General features: G+C 49.7%; 19 protein-coding genes. 14 read left to right on the forward strand and 5 right to left on the reverse strand.

Translation table 11 applies throughout. The features are described 5' to 3' along the window. Positions 1–103: 103 nt before the first annotated feature. The 5 genes from A7K91_RS17560 to A7K91_RS17580 all read left to right on the forward strand — a co-directional run bounded on the left by A7K91_RS17560 (position 104) and on the right by A7K91_RS17580 (position 4996). Complete coding sequence (locus A7K91_RS17560) at positions 104–1723, forward strand: copper amine oxidase N-terminal domain-containing protein (protein ID WP_068685037.1); 1620 nt, start codon at positions 104–106, stop codon at positions 1721–1723. A gap of 69 nt (positions 1724–1792) precedes the next feature. Beyond that, positions 1793–2140 (forward strand): thioredoxin family protein, encoded by a 348-nt coding sequence (locus tag A7K91_RS17565; protein ID WP_068685039.1) that lies wholly within the window; start codon positions 1793–1795, stop codon positions 2138–2140. Positions 2141–2362: 222 nt separating this feature from the next. Then, a complete protein-coding gene (locus A7K91_RS17570) occupies positions 2363–3286 on the forward strand; it encodes a COX15/CtaA family protein (RefSeq protein ID WP_068685041.1) in 924 nt (307 codons plus the stop codon). Between the two features lie 184 nt (positions 3287–3470). Continuing rightward, the gene (locus tag A7K91_RS17575; RefSeq protein WP_068685043.1) at positions 3471–4181 is read left to right on the forward strand and encodes a Cthe_2314 family HEPN domain-containing protein; all 711 of its coding nucleotides are present in this window, start codon (positions 3471–3473) and stop codon (positions 4179–4181) included. A gap of 26 nt (positions 4182–4207) precedes the next feature. Then, on the forward strand, positions 4208–4996 hold the full coding sequence (locus A7K91_RS17580) for an SDR family oxidoreductase (protein WP_068685045.1): 789 nt from the start codon (positions 4208–4210) through the stop codon (positions 4994–4996). Positions 4997–5144: 148 nt separating this feature from the next. On the opposite strand, the gene A7K91_RS17585 is transcribed toward A7K91_RS17580, so the two are convergent. After that, on the reverse strand, positions 5145–5390 hold the full coding sequence (locus A7K91_RS17585) for a NifU family protein (RefSeq protein ID WP_068685047.1): 246 nt from the start codon (positions 5388–5390) through the stop codon (positions 5145–5147). A gap of 91 nt (positions 5391–5481) precedes the next feature. Between A7K91_RS17585 and A7K91_RS17590 the strand changes: the two genes are divergently transcribed. Next, the gene (locus A7K91_RS17590; RefSeq protein ID WP_068685245.1) at positions 5482–5751 is read left to right on the forward strand and encodes a YuzB family protein; all 270 of its coding nucleotides are present in this window, start codon (positions 5482–5484) and stop codon (positions 5749–5751) included. A gap of 25 nt (positions 5752–5776) precedes the next feature. Here the strand turns inward: A7K91_RS17590 and A7K91_RS17595 are convergent, their stop codons facing one another. Both A7K91_RS17595 and mqnE read right to left on the reverse strand, forming a co-directional pair. Next, positions 5777–6844 carry an NAD(P)/FAD-dependent oxidoreductase gene (locus A7K91_RS17595; RefSeq protein WP_068685049.1) on the reverse strand — a complete coding sequence of 356 codons (1068 nt, stop codon included), beginning with the start codon at positions 6842–6844 and terminating at the stop codon, positions 5777–5779. 40 nt (positions 6845–6884) lie between these two features. Continuing rightward, positions 6885–7955, reverse strand: a complete 1071-nt coding sequence (gene mqnE / locus A7K91_RS17600; protein WP_068685247.1) for an aminofutalosine synthase MqnE — start codon at positions 7953–7955, stop codon at positions 6885–6887. A gap of 253 nt (positions 7956–8208) precedes the next feature. Between mqnE and erpA the strand changes: the two genes are divergently transcribed. From erpA to A7K91_RS17640, 8 genes are all read left to right on the forward strand, one after another. Further along, a complete protein-coding gene (erpA, locus tag A7K91_RS17605; RefSeq protein WP_068685050.1) occupies positions 8209–8571 on the forward strand; it encodes an iron-sulfur cluster insertion protein ErpA in 363 nt (120 codons plus the stop codon). Positions 8572–8871: 300 nt separating this feature from the next. Beyond that, positions 8872–9408, forward strand: coding sequence for a DoxX family protein (locus A7K91_RS17610; RefSeq protein ID WP_211274537.1), 537 nt, complete (start codon positions 8872–8874; stop codon positions 9406–9408). Between the two features lie 15 nt (positions 9409–9423). After that, the gene (locus A7K91_RS17615) at positions 9424–9726 is read left to right on the forward strand and encodes a hypothetical protein (RefSeq protein WP_068685052.1); all 303 of its coding nucleotides are present in this window, start codon (positions 9424–9426) and stop codon (positions 9724–9726) included. A 192-nt stretch (positions 9727–9918) separates the two neighbouring features. Continuing rightward, the gene (locus A7K91_RS17620) at positions 9919–11694 is read left to right on the forward strand and encodes a glycerophosphodiester phosphodiesterase (RefSeq protein WP_068685054.1); all 1776 of its coding nucleotides are present in this window, start codon (positions 9919–9921) and stop codon (positions 11692–11694) included. Positions 11695–11747: 53 nt separating this feature from the next. Next, complete coding sequence (locus tag A7K91_RS17625) at positions 11748–12521, forward strand: response regulator transcription factor (protein ID WP_068685056.1); 774 nt, start codon at positions 11748–11750, stop codon at positions 12519–12521. Beyond that, on the forward strand, positions 12514–13587 hold the full coding sequence (locus tag A7K91_RS17630; RefSeq protein ID WP_082967540.1) for a sensor histidine kinase: 1074 nt from the start codon (positions 12514–12516) through the stop codon (positions 13585–13587). Before A7K91_RS17625 ends, A7K91_RS17630 begins: the two co-directional genes overlap by 8 nt. A 123-nt stretch (positions 13588–13710) precedes the next feature. After that, on the forward strand, positions 13711–14487 hold the full coding sequence (locus A7K91_RS17635; RefSeq protein ID WP_068685059.1) for an ABC transporter ATP-binding protein: 777 nt from the start codon (positions 13711–13713) through the stop codon (positions 14485–14487). Next, positions 14462–16423, forward strand: coding sequence for an FtsX-like permease family protein (locus A7K91_RS17640; RefSeq protein ID WP_068685060.1), 1962 nt, complete (start codon positions 14462–14464; stop codon positions 16421–16423). Before A7K91_RS17635 ends, A7K91_RS17640 begins: the two co-directional genes overlap by 26 nt. Here A7K91_RS17640 and A7K91_RS17645 read toward each other — a convergent pair. Continuing rightward, positions 16410–17114: a metallophosphoesterase gene (locus A7K91_RS17645; RefSeq protein WP_068685062.1), complete on the reverse strand. Its 705-nt coding sequence runs from the start codon at positions 17112–17114 to the stop codon at positions 16410–16412. The two genes, A7K91_RS17640 and A7K91_RS17645, sit on opposite strands and share 14 nt — an antisense overlap. 78 nt (positions 17115–17192) lie before the next feature. Continuing rightward, a complete protein-coding gene (locus A7K91_RS17650; RefSeq protein WP_068685063.1) occupies positions 17193–18356 on the reverse strand; it encodes a metallophosphoesterase in 1164 nt (387 codons plus the stop codon). Positions 18357–18567: the final 211 nt, after the last annotated feature.

An 18567-nucleotide genomic window follows, 5' to 3' on the forward strand; every position in this document is an offset into this window, starting at 1 on the left:
CGCTTTTTCATGGGTTTCCATCATTTACAAGACCTCTTTGGCTCCTGTACAATAATAGAGCGCTACATAGCATTTATTTTAATAAAGAAACTGGAGGGAATTTATGAATAACAGAATTTTTCGTTCAATGCGGACCAGACTGGGCTTGCTGTTGCTTGCCTCCGTATTGCTAATCGCGGCAGGTTGTCAGGCAATTGGCGGACTTGACTTTAATAAAGCGCTTATTCAGTCGCTTAAGGTGACTTCCAGCGAAAGCAAAGGCTCCGTTCAATTTAATTTGCAGCTTAACGAAGCCGCATTGGACAGCGGAGATTATAACGAGGACGAAATAGGACTGCTCCGTCTGTTCTCGAATATTACACTGAAGTTTGATGAAATGAAGCAGCAGGACCGCAATCATGTATCCATTAAAGGCAAATTGATTTTGGGAGACAAATACAACATTGGCTTTATTGTCAAGCAGGATAAGGAAACGCTTGTTATGGAGCTGGAGGGGGCAAAAGCTCCGTTTGTGCTTGATTTGACAAGCGAAGGCTTGCTTGAAGTGACAGGGCAGACGTTTGACGGAGAGCTGACGCCTGAAACGGAGCAGTCGCTTACAGAGCTGGGCTTCAAGCTGACTGATTTAATCGGCGGTTATGCTATTAATAACCTGCCGAACCCGAAGGGGCTTAAGGTTGCTCCTGTTACGGAGTCCATTAACGGCCAGCAGGTTAGCTTGCTGCACGCCAGCTTTGAGATGAACGGCGAGGAAATGCTGGCATGGGTGGAAGGTTATTTGGAGGCGCTGCTCAAGGATGAAGCGGGGCTGAAAGCAATGATTAAAGGTTTTGTGCAGCTGATGAGCGACGAGCCCGAGCTGTGGGGGGTTCTGGGAGTAGAAAATCCTTTTGCTAGCAGCGATTCGCTGGATGCTCCAACCGCCGATGAAATTGCGGATGAAATGGCTCAGGAAATGGTTGCTTTCATGAAAGATATGCAAGAGGAGCTTAAACAGGATAAACAAAACGAATATTTGGCAAGCAGTGGCGTATTTACGGATGCGCTGAAGCTAAAAGCCAGCTTTTATGTGGATAGCAAGCTGGATATTCGCAAATCGCAGGCTGAGGTAAGTTATACCGATCCAACGCTCGCCGAGCAGGAGGAAGAGGGCTATTATCAGCCATTTACGGGCTTTACGGTGAAGGTTGAGAACGAACAGTGGAATGTGGGCGGAGCCGTAACCGCTGATAAAGCCGTTGCAGCTGAAAATGCGGTTGACGCGGAAGAGCTTACCTGGCTTGAAAACTATGAGATATTGGGTTATTTTGATGAAAATTCCGATCTCTACAGCCTGCTCAAAAACGAATTGCATATGGCGCGTCAAACTTACTCAGCCTATAGTGATGATTATTACAACCCGCCAATCATTGTTCCAGGCTACATCACCATTGTGTCGCTTCGTGATGTTGGCGAAGCCTTTGGAGCGGAAATCAGCTATGATGCGGCATCAAAAACAGCTACGCTATACGATGCTTTGACCGATACAACAATTAAGGTTAAGGTCGGCAGTGATAAAGCAGTCGTAAACGGTGTAACGGAGATTTGGCCATTCCCGGCAACCAAAATAAACGGCAGCGTGTATGTGCCTGCCCGCAAGCTTGCGGAGGCGCTTGGCGCAGATATTAGCTGGGAACCCCTTTACGAGGACATTAAAGAGCTTGTTATTGAACGCGAGCTATAAAGCTTGCAATCGAGCCCCGGCAAGCAAGGCCGGGGCAAAAATTAGTGTACAAGGACGGAGCGAATCAGCATGGAAAAACTGACGACAGATGAACAATTTCGCGAAGCGGTATCCTCGGAAGGTCTGAGCATTGCCGTTTTCAAAACGACCTGGTGCAAGGACTGTCATTTTATCGACCCGTTTATGCCGGAGCTTGAGCAGAAATATAGCGATGTAGTCAAATTTTTTGAAATTGACCGTGACGATTTGCCTGATTTGTGCTCCGAGCTCAATATATTGGGCATTCCCAGCTTTATTGCGTTCAAGGATGGGAAGGAGCTAATCCGCTTTGTCAGCAAGCTTCGCAAAACAAGGGATGAAATAGAGCAGTTTGTGGATAGAAGCATTGCCGTAGCGGGTAGCTTGGGCAAAGAATAACCACGGTTCTGGCAAAGCAAACAGGTGTGAAGCTGGAACGGTCAAGGTTGCCATAAAGGTCCGCCGGACGCATCGATAAGGACGATGCGCTGGCGGACCTTGCTGTTTTCAGGACATTCCGGAATGGCAATAGTAGGAATCGTCACATTTTCAACATGGCTTTTAAAAACCGTTATCGCTATAATTGTACTGACATAGTCTACGGAAAATAGGTGATTTTAAATGGTAACCCGGCGTTTGCGCGCTTTTGCCATCGCATCGTCCATCGGTATGTTATTGGTGCTTCTGGCAGGAGCGCTTGTAACCAAAACCGAATCGGGACGGGGCTGCGGGGACGATTGGCCGCTTTGCAACGGAAAGTTTATTCCTGCTTACACAATGGAGTCGATGATTGAATATTCACACCGGGTTGTTAGCGCTGTCGAAGGTTTTCTTGTGCTTGGGGTAGCGATTGCGGTATTCTTAAAGTACCGAACTAACCGCGACGTTTTCCGCGAGCCGCTCTATTATGCGGGATTTGCCCTTTTGTTTACGATCATTCAAGCTTTAATGGGAGCCGCGGCGGTGATGTGGCCCCAATCTCCGCCGATATTAGCCATTCATTTTGGCATATCCATTATTGCATTCGCCGCCACGTTCCTGCTGGTGATCTGGATGTATCGGACACGCAACGGGCTGCCGAAAGCTTATAGAGTACCGGGGTCCATTATGCCGCGGGCGCTGGCGACATCCCTATTTTGCTACGTGGTTATTTATCTGGGCGCATATATCCGCCATACGGATACAGCTGGCGGATGTCAAGGCTGGCCGCTTTGCAACGGACAAGTTGTGCCTGATTTGACCGGCACAGCTGGCCCTGTATTTATCCATAGGGTGGCTGCGGTGATTTTGACTATTATGATTGCCGAGCTCTATTTCCATATTCTCAAGCTTAAATTGGAAAACAACCATCTGCAGAAAACGTCGGGCTGGGTGCTTGGGCTAGTATTGCTCCAAATTTGGAGCGGGGCTTTCCTGACATGGACGATCGGCAATGAAAACATCTACATTTTCTCCAACCTTCTTCACAATTTGATTATTGTATTCCTGTTTGGTTATTTGCTTGATGTGTTGATAACATCATGGCGGCTTAAGAAAAGACAATGAAACCAGCAGGTTTATGCAAATTATCTAGATCTGAATTTAATGCAGAGCTATAGAAGAGGAAGGAACGGCGCTGCTTTTCACCACTGTGAAGGGCAGCCCTTTCCCTGTGATTGCAAGCCTGCTCGACGCGCTCGCGCAAGAACAGGGACCTGGAACGAATTCAAGCTGTAGGAGGCAATAAGCTATGCTTCATATCCTGTTTGGCGAGCCGGAAAAGGTGCCGGACGGCGCATTAGGCGAAACGCTTTCCCTAATGGACCGTTTCTCCGGAATAATTGGCAAAAGGCTGGCCGAGGGACGAGAGGGAGACATGGGGGCCAAATTACGGAAATATCATATTTGGACTCGTGGTCTTCGCGCTTCTCTCATTGAACTGGAACAAAGCTGTTACGCATCAGTCAAGTTCAGGGAGAAGGTTATTTCAACCTCCGTCGAGGCTATGACGCCTGAAGAAAAGCTTAACTACGATCGCTACGTCTATTTTGATAAAAATGCGTTTATACGGGTTTTTTCCTTGCTGGACAAGCTGGGGACATTGCTGAACGAGCTGCTTGGCTTGCGGACGGAACGGTTTAAGCCCCACTTCTCGTATTTTACAGTGCTGCGCCATATGAGGGAAAAAAGAGTTCATGCCAACCTGGGGCGGCCCCTTGATGAAATTAAGGAGCGTTATAGCGAGCCGATGCGCAGACTGCGTAAGCGCAGAAATACGGAAATCCATTATATGAACTCCGAAATGCAGGATGATTTGATTCAAAGCCAGCGTATGTATGGCGAGGAAATCCGTCTTGAAAATATTCAGGCTCAGGAAGAGGATTTGCATCAAGCCTTAAACATGGCGATAGATTCACTGCGGCTTACTTTTCAGTATGCCTGCAGCTTGATGAAGAGCTAAAATCATGTAATGCCGGGGGAGGGTGAATGGTTGTGGAGCTTAAGGGCAAGACGGCGCTTGTAACAGGAAGCGCCAAGGGGCTTGGCAAACGTACCGCCTTGCAGCTTGCGGAGCAAGGATGCGATCTGATCATCAATTATTTGGAATCGGAGCAGGAAGCGCGAGAGGTTAAAGCAACCATTGAGGAGCTTGGAGTTAAAGCCATTACCGTGCAAGCGGATATCGCTACGACGGCTGGTGCCCATAAGCTGGCTGACGCTGCTGAAGCTTGGGTGGGCGGCGTCGATATCCTCGTTAATAATGCAGGGCCCTTTGTGCGCAAACGCAAGCTGTTTAGTGAATACGATGAAGAAACCATTATCCGTTTGATGAACGGCAACCTGCTGAGCGTGATGCTGCTTGATCATCGGTTATTGCCGTATATGCGGGAGCGCAGGTGGGGACGAATTATTCACTTCGGCTTTGGCCATGCCAATGAAGCAAGGGCATGGCCTCATCGGGCGGTTTACGCCGCAGCTAAAACCGGCCTTGTATCCTTTACCAAATCATTAGCTGTTGAGGAAGCTCCCTTTGGGATTACGGTGAATCTGATTGGGCCTGGCGATATTCGAGGAGTGAACAAGGAAAGGACGATAGCGGAGGCCAAGGACGAGCAGGACCCCGATTCTCCGCTTGGCCGGCCCGGCACGGGAGAAGATGTTGCTCGGGTTATTCAGTTTTTGTGTATGAAGGACTCCAGCTTTTTGACGGGGAACGTTATTGACGTAACCGGGGGGTTTGATCCCATCCGCGCCAATATTAAAGATTTGATGTAGGGGCTGTCCGAAAAGTCCATTTTACAAAAAGCCGGCTGCGCATAACATCATGCGAAAAGCCGGCTTTTTCCCTTCATGCTGCTCAAAAAAAAGAGCCTTATCTAATCCAAGCAGCTTGAAGCTTCTCGGTCTGATAAGACTCTCTGCATTAAAATACTTGTACGACTTCCACAACACCGTCAACTTCTTCAAGCAAAGCGCGCTCGATGCCGGCTTTCAGTGTAATGGTTGAGCTTGGACAGCTGCCGCAAGCGCCCATCAGGCGAAGCTTGACGATTCCATCCTCCACGTCAACCAGCTCAACGTCGCCGCCATCGCGTTGAAGGAATGGACGAAGCTTATCCAGTACGTCCAGCACTTCATCGTACATTGTGTCTTGTACTTGTTCACTCATTGCAATCAGCTCCTTTCTCCCCTATTATAGTACAAAGTGAAGCAATTGAAAATGGATGATAATGAGGCATCCTGGAAACAAGGTGACAATCATGTTAAAACCAATGATCGATTTTTGCGCCAGCAATATGCATCGCGGCACATTTGCCGTGATGGAGGAGCTGGAGCTTGATGATACGCTGGAAGTAACCGAATACGGCTGTCTTGGCAATTGCGGCGAATGTTATCTTTCGCCATTTGCCCTGGTCGACGGCGCTATCGTTGCCGCTGATTCCGCGGAAGAGCTGACGGAGGCAATCCGTAATGCCATCAAGCAGCAGGAAAGCGACCGCGAGGCGCTGGACAAGCTGCTTGGAGATTAGCGCAGCACTACGTCATTATTCCCATTTAACCAAGATGACGCTTGGAGCGCCATAATACGCCGCTTTTGACCAGCCTTGGCACCCGGCCCAAAATCGGCGTATTGCCCATAATACCAAATCCGCTTTTTTTCCCTAATGATCCCAATACGCCCTTTAGCTTCAGCTTGCCAAGCTTGGGCGTTGTGCCTTGCCAGATGCTATGAAGCACTTCCGCAATTTGTTTGCCTTGAGCGCCGGCGGCTTGACCGCTTGGCGAAAAAGGCATCGACGCGCAATCCCCAACCACAAATACATCGTTGTAGGCGGGAAGCATATGGAATTCATTCAGAAGCAGCCGTCCCGTCAAATCCTTGGGCAAGTCCATACGTTGTACCAGCTCGACAGGCTGAATGCCTGCCGTCCAAACCGTTACATCGGTCAAAAAGGAAGTATCAGTATTGCCGTCATAAAGCTGGCCTTCCTCAACCCTGGACAAGGAGACATGTCCCAGCATTTCGACTTCATGTCCCTTGAACCATTCCGCTACAAACCGTTGCAGCTTTCCGGGGAAGGCGGATAAGACGCTAGGCCCGCGATCCAGAATGCGAACATTGAGATCGGGGCGGCTTTCCCTAAGCTCCGCTGCCACTTCTACTCCGCTAAGTCCGCCGCCAACAATGGTAACCTGTCCATAAGGCTTAACATCATTCAAGCGGGCATAGGTTTTACGGGTTGCCGAAAAGGTTTGAATGCTGCTGGAATATTGCTCTGCGCCTTCTATGCCATGATATTTATCCGTACAGCCCAGGCCGATGACGAGCCAATCATAGGAAACGGGATCATGACCCTCTACGTTCACCAGCTTGGCTTCAAGATCCACATCCTGAATTTCACCGTATACATATTGGACTTTCGGATGAATCGGGAAGCTGACGCGCAGCTCCAAATCCGACACGGTGCCTGCGGCAAGCGCGTAATATTCCGTCTTGAGACCTTGAAAGGGCATGCGATCAATCAGCAGTATGGATACGTCCTGCGGAAGATGATGCTGGATCAGTTCGTTGACCAGGGCGGCTCCGCCATAGCCGCCGCCCAGTATAACCACTTTTTTCATAGTAACAGCTCCACGCTTTATGATGTTGGGTTCTGAAGCCTTATTCGTATACTTTTATTTCATTATAGAACGTATCCCTCTCGACTGGAATTCGTCCCGCTCCTTTAATAAGCCAGATCAAATCTTCGCGAGTAATGCCTTCGGGCGTAAGCGCTCCGGCGGCATGGCTGATTCTTTCTTTAACGATGGTGCCGTGAGCGTCGGAGGCGCCCATGGTCAAAGCAACCTGTGTCAACTGAACGCCTATATTAATAAAGTAGGCTTTAATATGCTGGAAGTTGTCCAGCATAAGTCTGCTGATCGCAATCGTTTTGAGGTCCTCGAACGCTGAATTGCGGCGTCTGATTCCTGCATTGGGATTAATGGGCTGCATGGAAAGCGGGATGAACACGAGAAAGCCGTTCGTTTCATCCTGGAGCTCGCGCAGATGGATCAAATGCTGAACCCGGTCCTCCTTGGTCTCGATGGAGCCGTACAGCATCGTCGTATGTGTTTTGAGGCCCAGCTCATGTGCTGTACGGTGAACCTCCAGATATTGTGAAACATCGGCTTTAGTCACCCGCATTTTTTTACGGTATTGATCGGATAAAATTTCGGCTCCGCCGCCGGTCAAGGATTGAAGCCCAGCCTTCATGAGCTCTTGAAGCACTTCTTTATAGGATAACCCGCTGATTTTCGAGAAAAAATCGATTTCCGCAGCGGTGTACGCCTTAAGCGTCACTTCAGGGAAGCGGTCCCTAAGCGCTTTGAGGGAATCCACGTAATATTGGAAAGGCACGTGGTTATTATGCCCGCCAACAATATGGAACTCGCGGACGCCAGGGTGGAAATGCTTCTCAACGTAGGCGATCATTTCTTCGCCGGAAAGCGTATAGGCTCCGGGATCGCCCTGATCCTTGCGGAAGTTGCAGAAAGCGCAATGCGCTTCACAAACATTCGTAAAATACAGGCTCATATTTTCAATAAAATAAACCTTTTTTCCGTTTTTGCGCAGCGCCACTTCATTAGCCAGCTGGCCGATAGTAAGCAAGTCCTCGGATTGATATAGAAAAACGCCATCCTGAAGGCTTAAGCGTTCTCCGTGGCGTACTTTTTCGATGATGTCCTGCATGCGGCTTTCTTGAGTCGGAATAATGACATTCAAGGAAAGACCTCCTCGCGAAGTTATAATGTATTTTGTGAAAAAAGGAACATGTATCATGTCTCATTAGCTCTAACTATTATAAACCTCACAGGATGTACGGGCAACAAGAAAGTCGTTCCGGCTTGAGCAAGCCGGTAAAGTGGAGTATACTATAGATAAGTAAGCATGATGGCGGCTCTATGGGTCCGCCAATACAGCGAAAGCAAACGGAGGGATGATCATGATCACAATTAGTGAGCTGGCATCTGAAAAGATAAAGGAAATGCTGGAGCAAGAAGCTTCACCGGATTTGTTTCTGCGCGTAGGCGTCAAGGAAGGCGGCTGCAGCGGCTTTTCTTACGGCATGGGCTTTGACGATGAACTAAATGAAGGCGACCAAACCATTCAGACCCAAGGCTTGAAGGTAGTTGTAGACGAGGACAGCATCAAATATTTGAATGGCCTTGTGATCGACTTCAAGGAGTCAGCGATGGGTGGCGGTTTTACGATTGAAAATCCCAACGCCTCCGCGACCTGCGGATGCGGCTCATCGTTCCGCACGGCAACCGATGCAGGAAAACCTGCCGCAGCCGGCGAGTGCTAATGTAAGTTCAATTAAAATAAACGGCAGAGATCGGACAGAGTGTTAATGGTTCTGGAGAAGCGAAGCGTTCGCCTGTGTTTCCGGATTACAACATTAGATTAATACAATCAGGTAATCTGGAAACAATAAGCGATCGGAAGAACCATTCACATGGCGGACGCCCTCCTGCCAGCCAAATTAATTTGAACTTACACCCTCTCGTGAAAAAAATCACTTTTCACTCTAATTAGTGATTTAAATCACATACTCTCCATTTGTCCGATATTATAATAAGGACATAAAGAGAAGGAGTGATGAGAGATGATGAAATTTTGGAGAGAAAACGTATGGGCGGCAGGTTTCGCGGCATTTATTCGGATATTTCTTGGTTATCAATGGCTTAGCTCGGGGCTGCCAAAACTAACGGGCGCCACGCCGTTTACCGCAGAAGGATTTCTGAACAATGTCATCACTAACCCGGTTATGAACAAAGCAACAGGCGAACCGCTTTATCCGTTATTCAACAGCTTTGTCGAGCATGTCGCCTTGCCAAATATTAAAATTATTAATATCCTTGTTCCATGGGGCGAAGTATTGATTGGCGCGGGACTGATTTTGGGCACCCTGACATTGACGGCAGCGTTTTTTGGTCTAGTGATGAACTTTATGTTTATGTTCGCAGGTACTGTAAGCAGCAATCCTTGGCTTCTGTTGTTGGGCTTCATCGTCGTATTGGCTGGCGCCAACGCCGGCAGATTCGGTCTTGACAGATACGTTCTGCCATGGCTGGGCAAAAAAACCGGAGGCAAGCTGTTCCGCCGCGCCGAGGCAGGACCGGCCTTCCGAGTTATTAAGTAAGGAGCGAAACAACGTATGAGAGAATGCATTTTTCACTTTAAGGTAATCCGGGGCGACAAAAGCAAGCTGCTGCGCGCTTTGATTATGCTGGAGCCGAACAAACATCCAGCGATCTCCGACTTTATCGCCGCTTTCAAGCAGCTGGGCTACAATGTTACGCTGGAGGACGAGCGGGAGCTGATTTTTGCGCCGCTAGGCGGCGAGGACTACAAGCTGGATATTACCAAAATCGAAATTAAAGGCGAGGACAATGGCGAGGGCTATCATGACGGAGAGCTCAAAAGCATACTTGACCATTTAATCAAAACAGGACTATAAGCGAGCCCTTGACGGATGAGTTAATCGATATGGGAATCGCGCTTGAGGAGCAACGCTCCCTTGCCCCGACCCAAAACCTTCTGTTCCCCGCGATAGGGAGAACAGAAGGTTTTTTTGTATTTTTTTTGTGCTTGAACGAGCAGGCAGAGTATAATGGGACATAAACACCTTTGGCGAATGGGATGATTGCTTATGATGCGGCTGCTCGTCAGAAGTCTTGCGGATTTCCGTACCTCCTTCAAAAAATTGCTTCTGTTTGAATATATGTTTATGCTCCTGTCCAGCTTTGTCGTTATCCCGGTTATTACATATGTGTTTAACCGGATATTGACGGTGCTTGGTTCAGGCTCGCTGCTGAATGGAGAAGTGTACCGGATCGGGCTGGCCTATGAAGGCGTCCTTGGTCTGGTTATTATCGGACTGCTGGCTTCTTTCACTCTTTTTATCGAGTTATGCGTGCTTGTTGTTATGGTGCAGCAGCATTATTTTTCCAAAGAGGTTCTAATTTCGGATTCCTTGCTGGCTGCGCTTCGCCGCACGCCGCGTCTGCTTGGCTTTGGCATACTTCAGCTATTGTTTTTTTTGCTGGTTCTTATTCCGTTTATCGATTCCCCGTTATCGGAGTCTTTTTATGCTCTGTTTAATTTCCCTATCCTTATAAATAGCAGGGTGGTCGAAAGCTCTGTCATTATGACCGTAGTTTACGCCTTTTTGCTGCTTATTTTGCTGTACCTGCTGCTGAGATGGGTTTTTGTGCTGCATTATATTATGCTGGAGGGTAAAAGCATTGCGGAGGCGGTCCGCAGCAGCATGGCGCTTACAAGAGGCTGGAGCCAGCTAAAGCTGTTTCTGATTTTGTTCCTTCTGAATGCGCTTGTTCTGTCGGCCGGTTTTTTTGTGCTTTCCTCTCTTTCCCATTTGCCGGCTTGGCTTAACATCAATGTGCTAAGGCTGTTTTCCGCTCATTATTCACTCACGCTTTCCTCCATTCTGAACTATATGTTTGCGCTTTTATTGCTGCCGGTCAACCTGATTTTTCTGACCCGCCTTTATTTCTATTTTCGCGCAGGTCAAGGCATTCGGCCCCGGGATACGCTAGAGCTGCGGCCCAGCCGGCTGGGAGGGCTGGAGCGGAAGCTGACCGTTTATTTGAGTAGGAGAAAAACGACCCGGACGTTGTATATTTCCATTACGGCCATCTATGTCGGGCTAATGATTTTTGTGGGCTTTCGCGCTAATGAAAATCTCCTGTACGCCCAGTGGACCGTTCTCATATCCGCCCATAGAGGAGACGTGGAGCTTGCTCCTGAAAATTCAATTCCCGCCATAAGATCAGCTATTGACAAAGGGGTGCAGTCGGTGGAGCTTGACGTACAGCTGACCCGTGATGGCGTGGCGGTGCTTCACCATGACTATACGTTACAGCGAATGGCAGGCGTGCAGCTACGGGTGAACGAGCTGACTTATGATGAATTAAGCAGGCTGATGATCGGAGAGGATGGAAATCTGGAGCCGATTCATATTCCCACATTAAGCGAGGCTCTATCGGAGGCGCAGGGGAAAACTAAGCTGCTTCTTGATTTGAAGCCATACGGACCCGGAGCGGAGCTGGTTCACAAGGTCGTGGGAACCATCCAGCAATTCGGGATGGAGCGGGAGGTTTATATTCAATCCTTTGACAGCGAGTCGCTTCGTCTGATCCGCGAGCTTGCTCCCGATATCAAAATCGGGCAAATTCTTTATTTTGCATTGGGTGATTTGTCCGCTCTGGATGTAGACTTTTACACCATTGAACAGGTTATGCTGACGGAGCCGCTGGTCAAACGGGCCCATAGCAGCGGGCGGGAAGTATGGGTCTGGACCGTCAACAGCAGCCGGAACATGAAGGAAGTGCTGAAATTCCGAATCGACGGCATGATTACGGATTATCCGCTTCGAGCGCAAAGCATGGTGGAGCTGAATTTATAAAACGGCTTATCACATTCCGATTCATTATGGCTGGTTAGGATTGGGAGGGAAACATGTATAACATTTTTATTGTTGAAGACGATGCCAAAATAGCTGCTATTTTGAAAAAAAAGATGGAGCAATACGGGTATTCGGCCGCTGTTGCCGTTAATTTCCGGGAGCTGTTGCCGGAGCTTGAGGCGTTTCAGCCTCATCTGGTTTTGCTGGATATCAATCTGCCGTATTTTGACGGTTATTACTGGTGCCGCCAAATCCGCATGAGATCCAGCATGCCAATCCTTTATATTTCCGCACGGGCGGGAGAGATGGATCAGGTGATGGCTATTGAAAACGGCGGCGATGACTATATAACCAAGCCGATTCAGCTGGAGCTGATGATGGCCAAAATTAAAGGGGCGCTCCGGCGGGCTTATGGCGAATACGCATCCTCGGGAATGGATGGCGGAAACGAAGGAGCTGTCTCCGGCTTGCCCTCATGGAGCGATCAAACGTATGTGGGCCGCCCTTTGCTGGAATGCGGCGGCTTGCGTCTATACCCCGGACGAAATGAGCTGGAGTGGAAGGGGAAGCGGCTGGAGTTGACCAAAAACGAGCTGCTGCTGGCGGAATGTCTGATGAGCAAGCCGGGAGAGGTGTTGTCGCGGGATGTGCTGCTGGAGGCGCTATGGGACGATGTTCAGTTTGTCGACGACAATACGCTTACCGTTAACGTGACGAGATTGCGCAAAAAAATGGAGGAGCTTGGCTTGCCCAAGCTGATCGACACCATCAGAGGTTTGGGCTACAAGCTCTCTATCCAAAGGCTGGAGGAAAGCGGCGATGAATAAAGTGACCTTGACCGCTTTTTTGAAGGATCGATTGGTTTATATCATGACGTTTTTGTTTCTTGCGGGTTTTGCCATCCTTTTATTTGTGCTGGAGAATTACCGTTATCCCGGTCTTATTGAAAGCGGGACCATGGTTTATATTGCGGTATTCGCCGTTTTTCTGCTTATCATTTGGCTGGCGGCGGACTATGTTCGGCAGCGTCATTTCTACAGGCAGCTGCAGGAGGCGACGGAGAGGGCCGGCGAGCGCGATGGAGCCGCCATTGTCAATAATGGCGTCACGCATGAGCAAAAGCTTGTTGTTGCCCTGCTTCAGGAGCAAAACGCGGCTTTTTTGAACGAGCTGAATCAGTACAAGCGCCAGCAGGAGCTCCGCAATCATTTTGTGCTGCAATGGGTGCATTATATGAAAACTCCGGTTTCGGTCATCGATATGCAAATGCAGGAGGTTTTGCGGGAGCTGCCGTTAGGAGAGGAGGCGCAGCGCGAAGCGGCGCAAAGCATTCAGGAGGAAGCGGAACGGATGACAAGAGGGCTGGAGCAGATGCTTCATACGGCTAGACTGGACAAATTTGCTCTGGACCTTCATATTCGCCGCAGGCCGCTCCATGAAATCCTTCGTTCGGCGGTCAACAGTCATAAGCGGTTATGCATCAAGCATTCCATTTTTCCCCGAATTGACGGCGAGGCATGGGTGGAAAGCGACGAGAAGTGGATTACTTTTGTACTGAACCAGCTGATCGGGAATAGTATCAAATACAGCAAAACCAAGCCAGGCTCCAAAAATCTGCAATTTCGTATCAAGGAACAAAACGGAGGTGCGGTAACGCTGGAGGTCGAGGATGAAGGCATAGGCATTTTGCCGCATGATCTTCCCCGCATATTTGATCCCTTTTTTACGGGGGAAAACGGCAGATCCTCTGGCGAATCAACGGGCATGGGGCTTTATTTGGCTAAGGAGGTTTGCAGCCGGCTAGGCCATAGCTTGACCGCGGAGAGCGTGCCTGGCAAGGGAGCCGTCTTTACTTTAACCTTTAAGCCGGGCGGCATTCATGTTATGGAATAAAGCAAAAGGAAGGATAGTGACAATGTTGTAAGCTTGCCGGAGGCCATTGAAAGACAAATCGATGGGCGTGGAGTTGTCCGGCGGTATATACTTGCTGCATTAACGAGATGGGAGGCGACGGCAATGAGCGTGCTTAAAGCGACGGCTCTTGGCAAGCTGTACAGCAGCAAAGGAAATGTCGTATTCAAAGCGCTGGAGGATATTGATCTGGAGATTAATCCCGGCGAATTTGTCGGCGTGATGGGGCCATCCGGCAGCGGAAAAACAACACTCCTGAACCTGCTGGCTACTATTGATCGTCCAACCTCGGGCACGGTCCAAATTAATGGCGTCAATCCCGTAAAGCTAAACCCCGCTCAGCTGGCGTTATTTCGCCGCCGGGAGCTTGGTTTTGTCTTTCAGGATTATAACCTGCTGGATACGCTAACAATTAAGGAAAATATTATCCTTCCGCTTGTATTGGGGGGCGTGCGTCCTGCCGAAATCGGGAAGGCGCTGGAACCACTTGTGGAGCTGCTGCAGATCGACGGCATTTTGGGAAAGCGGACATATGAAGTGTCCGGCGGGCAGAAGCAGCGCGCTGCGATTGCAAGGGCAATTATTCACAAGCCTTCGCTGCTGCTGGCTGACGAGCTGACCGGCAACCTGGACTCCAAGGCGGCCAAGGACGTCATGGATGCGCTGAAGGATATGAATGAGCAGTATAACGCAACCATTTTGATGGTGACGCATGATCCGTTTTCGGCCAGCTACTGCCAGCGTATTGTATTTATAAAGGACGGCAGGCTGTTTTCGGAGATCAGACGCGGCTCCAATCGGCAAACCTTTTTTCAGCAAATCCTGGATGCGTTAAGCGTGCTGGGAGGGAATTTCGATGACGTTCCGTTCGCTCGCCCTTAGCAACGTCAAAGGGAACTGGAGGGCGTACAGCGCCTTTTTCCTCAGCAGCGTCTTTTCCGTTTTGATTTTTTATATTTACGCCGCTTTTATTATGCATCCCGATGTGCTGAACGGTGAAATTCTGGCAGCGGGAAAGGTACGGCAAGGCATGGCCTTTTGCCTGTATCTCATCATCATGTTTTCGATTCTTTTTATTCTCTATTCCAATTCCGCATTTCTTAAAACGAGAAAACAGGAGTTTGGACTGTTCACGCTGTTTGGCATGACGCGCCCGCAGCTGCGCAAGCTGATCATTTATGAAAATATCGCGATTTCGGTCCTGTCTATTGCGACTGGCATTGGTCTTGGGATCTTATTCAGCAAGCTGTTTTTTATGGCGCTGACGGCGATGCTCAAAATAGAGGACAGCATTGCATTTGCCGTACCGTTAAAGGCAGTTTGGCTGACAGCGGCCTGTTTTTTTATTGTGTTTATGTGCATTTCGGCGTGGTCGGTCATGACGATGAGGCGCGTTGAAATTATCGAGCTGCTGGGTGCATCGAGGCAGCCTAAGGGCGAGCTTCGGTATTCGCGTCTGCAATGTGTGCTTGGTGTTCTCTGTCTCGTCGGAGGCTACTGGATGGCCTTGTCCATGACGATGATCAATTTTATGGTATTGGCGCTGCCTGTGCTGGCGACGGTTGTGACCGGCACCTATTTTTTGTTCTCCCAGCTCAGCATTATTTTGCTCCGGCTGATTCAACGGCGCAAAAGCTTTTATTACAATCGCACCAACCTGCTTATTTTTTCCCAGCTAGGCTACAAAATCAAGGATAATGCCCGGATTTTGTTTGCTGTATCCATTATGAGCGCTGTTATTATGACGGCTGCCGGGACCGTTTATTTTATGTTTATTGAAAGCAAGCAAGCGGAGCTGCGAAATGCTCCATACAGTCTGGCTTATATGGAGGAGGGGCTTGAGTCCCATCAGGTATTGGAGCGGGAGCTTCTGAACGACACGCTTAAGGATGCGGGATTTGAACTGATCCGGGAGGTCAGAGTGGCTGGCATCGGAATAGATCAATATACGGTAAACCTGGAGAACGGCCTTGAAATGACGGGAAACCGAACCGAAGAGGACAAGCAAAGGGCGTTTGTTATTTCGGCTTCCAGCTACAACAAGCTGGCTGCCCAGCAAGGGAAGCAGGCTTTGACAGCCGTTAGCGGCAAGCTGACCCTCCTCTCCTCCTATTATCTCAATCTGGGGCAAATGGAAGGCACTATTAAGGGCGTTTTAAACGGCAAAGCCGTTCATTTTCCAATATCGGGAACCTTGCAGCATACGGTTTTGAATAATCGGATTCATTCCAATGCCGTAACACTGGTTATGGATGATCTGACTTTTATAAGCTTGCTTGCCGGCATACCGGAGGAGAAGCAGCTCGTTTTTTACGGCTACGAGGTAGCTGATTGGGAGAACAGCATCCTTCTGGGACATAAGCTGGAAGCTGCTGTGGCAGAACAATGGCGCGGCGAAACGGACTTTACGCGCGCTTCCCGCTATGCAGTGACAGCCGAAAGCTATTCATTGACCTTGTTTATCGGCTTGTTTATCAGCCTGCTGTTTTTTATCGCTGCAGGCAGCATGATTTATTTCAAGCTGTTTACCGAGCTGCAGGAGGATCAAGCGCAAATCAGAGGACTGACGCGTATAGGCATGACATTGAAGGAAATCAGGAAGATGGTCGTTACGCAAATCGGCATTGTTTTTTTTGTGCCTTGCGTAGTGGGAACCAGCCATGCGTTGTTTGCCATGCTGGCGCTGGACAATATCATGATGTCCTCCAACTGGCTGTACTCCCTGGTCATCGTTGGCATTTTCGTCGTTATGCAGGGCTTGTATTTCCTTATGGCGAGCCGCAGCTATATGAAAATGATTTTGGTTAATGACCGTTGAACCTAATTCCTGCGGTCTCTAGCTGATAATCGCTGCAGCGGTATTGAGGATTGGCGGCGCAGGAGTATGCCAGATCATTTGTAAAATCGACCAGCGTCAGACGCATGCCCTGCTTGGCGCCCGTGTCGATGCCTATGCGCAGGCTGTCCCGCCACAGGAACCCGGCATCGGCGCCAAGCTTATGCGTGGCTGTATGCCCGAATACGATCCGGCTCCACTCGCTTCCGTCGTCCTCCGGGGCAAACGGGAAGCTGTCGGGGGGACAGGCATAGAATCGTTCGCGAATTTCGGTCATATCCCGCACGCTTTGTGCCGCAAGCTGTACTCCAGGACGGATTCCGGCATGCACAAACAGATAGGGAGTAATAATTTTGTATAACGGCAGACCCGCAATCCATTTGACGTAGGGCCGATAACGGGAGGCGCCTTTGCGGGTCATGGCTGCAAGCTTTAGCTCATGATTTCCCGCAATGACAATCGCCCCTCCTTTAGCAAGCAGACGGATGGTCTGAAGAATTTCCCAGGTTGAAGGTTTGTCAGCCTCAATATAATCGCCTAACAGAATGAGACAATCCTTGCCGGGGGTGTATTTGGCCATTTGCAGCAGTCTAAGAAGCCCCTCCTGCCGCCCGTGGATATCCGATATGGCAAGCAAGCGTCCATCCGGCATTCCTGTTGCGGCATAATCCAACGCGCTCGCCTCCTTTTTGCGGATTCCTGATGTTTACCATCAATATATTATGGGGGAGCTGCGCGGGAAGCGGCGGCGTTACAATTGTCCTCGGCCCAAATTTTCAAACGTTACTTTTATTTCAACAACCTCGCTGCGGCTTCCAAGCCGCATGGGCGGTCCCCAGAAGCCGAAGCCGGAGGAGACGATGGCGTGCAGGCTTCCTTTTTGCTTATAGCCCCAATCCAGCTCGAACATCCGTTTTGTAATCCAATGGTTCGGCGCCATTTGGCCCCGGTGGGTATGGCCCGACAGGGAGAGGTCGATGCCCGCCGCTTGTGCGGCATTCAGATCAGAAGGCTGATGATCCAGCATGATGATCGGCAGCTCGCGCGGCAGCGTCTCAACCAGCTCGGCCACCGATTTGCGTCCTCCGCCTTTAAAGCCCGCTGATGCCTTGTCCTTGCGGCCCAATACAACAAAGCTGTTTTCAATGACAACCGCTTCATCCATGAGCACCGGTATGCCAATTTCCCGCATGGCCTGGATATATTGCGGCACCTTGCCTCCGATATATTCATGATTTCCCGTAACGGCGTACACGCCAAGCGGCGCTTTGAGCTGTTCCAGCGCAGAAGCCATTCCTTTGCGCAAGAAAGGAGCAAGATCGTCATCCAGTATATCTCCAGGCAGCAGGATGATATCGGGCTTGATTTCGTTAACCTTGTTCACCAGCCGCGCGATATGCCGTTTGCCGATGACGATGCCCAGATGCAAATCGGATGCCATTGCAATGGTTAACGTTTTGCGGGAACCGGCGCTTTTGGGAATGGTAACCGCATAACGTCGAATTACGGGGCTCCATGCATTGCGAGTGCCAACGACGAGCAGAACGAGGAGAAGGATGGCTACGGCCGAGCCTACGCCGTTAATATAAACAGACTGCGGCAGTCCGGCCAGCTTGAGGGAAAGTCCAACGATGCCCGCTACGGGAAGCAGCAGCAGACTGTATTGGAACAAGCCGATCCAATAGGAGCCGGTTATTTTGAGCGGTTCGGCGAGAGGGCGGAGTGCGGTAGACTCCCCCATTCTGCCCAATACATAACCAAGGGAAAGCAAGCCTATCAAAACCCAATAAATGATGGCAGGCGGCGAGCCGACGACGGAGGAAAGATATATCCAGCCGTTCCAGCCGATGTAGGCAACGAGCGCGCCGTAAAGAAGCAAAAAGCCTGTTAAAGCTGCAACAGTCCGACTATTCATTGCAAGGGCACACTCCTTGTTTGACGCTGCCGGGAGGCGGCAGGCGCTCTTTTTGAGCCTACTATAGCACAGGGAAAGAGTAGACTACAAATGGATGCGGAGGGCTAGAGTGTGAATGGTTCCGGAGATTTATTGAAGAGCGTTTTCATTGCGCGCCACTTCTTCATGTGGTATCTTTGCACCATAACGGAAGCCGAAATGGAGAGATAGG

Origin of the sequence: Paenibacillus oryzae, from assembly GCF_001675045.1 — a bacterium.
Taxonomy (GTDB): Bacteria; Bacillota; Bacilli; order Paenibacillales; family Paenibacillaceae; genus Pristimantibacillus; species Pristimantibacillus oryzae.

What these genes read in the sequence shown, in the direction of transcription:
- erpA (WP_068685050.1), top strand. Translation starts at nt 8,209, where the DNA reads ATGATCACAATTAGTGAGCTGGCATCTGAAAAGATAAAGGAAATGCTG.
- A7K91_RS17595 (WP_068685049.1), bottom strand. Translation starts at nt 6,844, where the DNA reads ATGAAAAAAGTGGTTATACTGGGCGGCGGCTATGGCGGAGCCGCCCTG.
- A7K91_RS17610 (WP_211274537.1), top strand. Translation starts at nt 8,872, where the DNA reads ATGATGAAATTTTGGAGAGAAAACGTATGGGCGGCAGGTTTCGCGGCA.
- A7K91_RS17570 (WP_068685041.1), top strand. Translation starts at nt 2,363, where the DNA reads ATGGTAACCCGGCGTTTGCGCGCTTTTGCCATCGCATCGTCCATCGGT.
- A7K91_RS17630 (WP_082967540.1), top strand. Translation starts at nt 12,514, where the DNA reads ATGAATAAAGTGACCTTGACCGCTTTTTTGAAGGATCGATTGGTTTAT.
- A7K91_RS17615 (WP_068685052.1), top strand. Translation starts at nt 9,424, where the DNA reads ATGAGAGAATGCATTTTTCACTTTAAGGTAATCCGGGGCGACAAAAGC.
- A7K91_RS17625 (WP_068685056.1), top strand. Translation starts at nt 11,748, where the DNA reads ATGTATAACATTTTTATTGTTGAAGACGATGCCAAAATAGCTGCTATT.
- A7K91_RS17590 (WP_068685245.1), top strand. Translation starts at nt 5,482, where the DNA reads ATGTTAAAACCAATGATCGATTTTTGCGCCAGCAATATGCATCGCGGC.
- A7K91_RS17620 (WP_068685054.1), top strand. Translation starts at nt 9,919, where the DNA reads ATGATGCGGCTGCTCGTCAGAAGTCTTGCGGATTTCCGTACCTCCTTC.
- A7K91_RS17560 (WP_068685037.1), top strand. Translation starts at nt 104, where the DNA reads ATGAATAACAGAATTTTTCGTTCAATGCGGACCAGACTGGGCTTGCTG.
- A7K91_RS17635 (WP_068685059.1), top strand. Translation starts at nt 13,711, where the DNA reads ATGAGCGTGCTTAAAGCGACGGCTCTTGGCAAGCTGTACAGCAGCAAA.
- A7K91_RS17585 (WP_068685047.1), bottom strand. Translation starts at nt 5,390, where the DNA reads ATGAGTGAACAAGTACAAGACACAATGTACGATGAAGTGCTGGACGTA.
- A7K91_RS17580 (WP_068685045.1), top strand. Translation starts at nt 4,208, where the DNA reads ATGGTTGTGGAGCTTAAGGGCAAGACGGCGCTTGTAACAGGAAGCGCC.
- A7K91_RS17565 (WP_068685039.1), top strand. Translation starts at nt 1,793, where the DNA reads ATGGAAAAACTGACGACAGATGAACAATTTCGCGAAGCGGTATCCTCG.
- A7K91_RS17640 (WP_068685060.1), top strand. Translation starts at nt 14,462, where the DNA reads ATGACGTTCCGTTCGCTCGCCCTTAGCAACGTCAAAGGGAACTGGAGG.
- A7K91_RS17575 (WP_068685043.1), top strand. Translation starts at nt 3,471, where the DNA reads ATGCTTCATATCCTGTTTGGCGAGCCGGAAAAGGTGCCGGACGGCGCA.
- mqnE (WP_068685247.1), bottom strand. Translation starts at nt 7,955, where the DNA reads ATGCAGGACATCATCGAAAAAGTACGCCACGGAGAACGCTTAAGCCTT.
- A7K91_RS17650 (WP_068685063.1), bottom strand. Translation starts at nt 18,356, where the DNA reads ATGAATAGTCGGACTGTTGCAGCTTTAACAGGCTTTTTGCTTCTTTAC.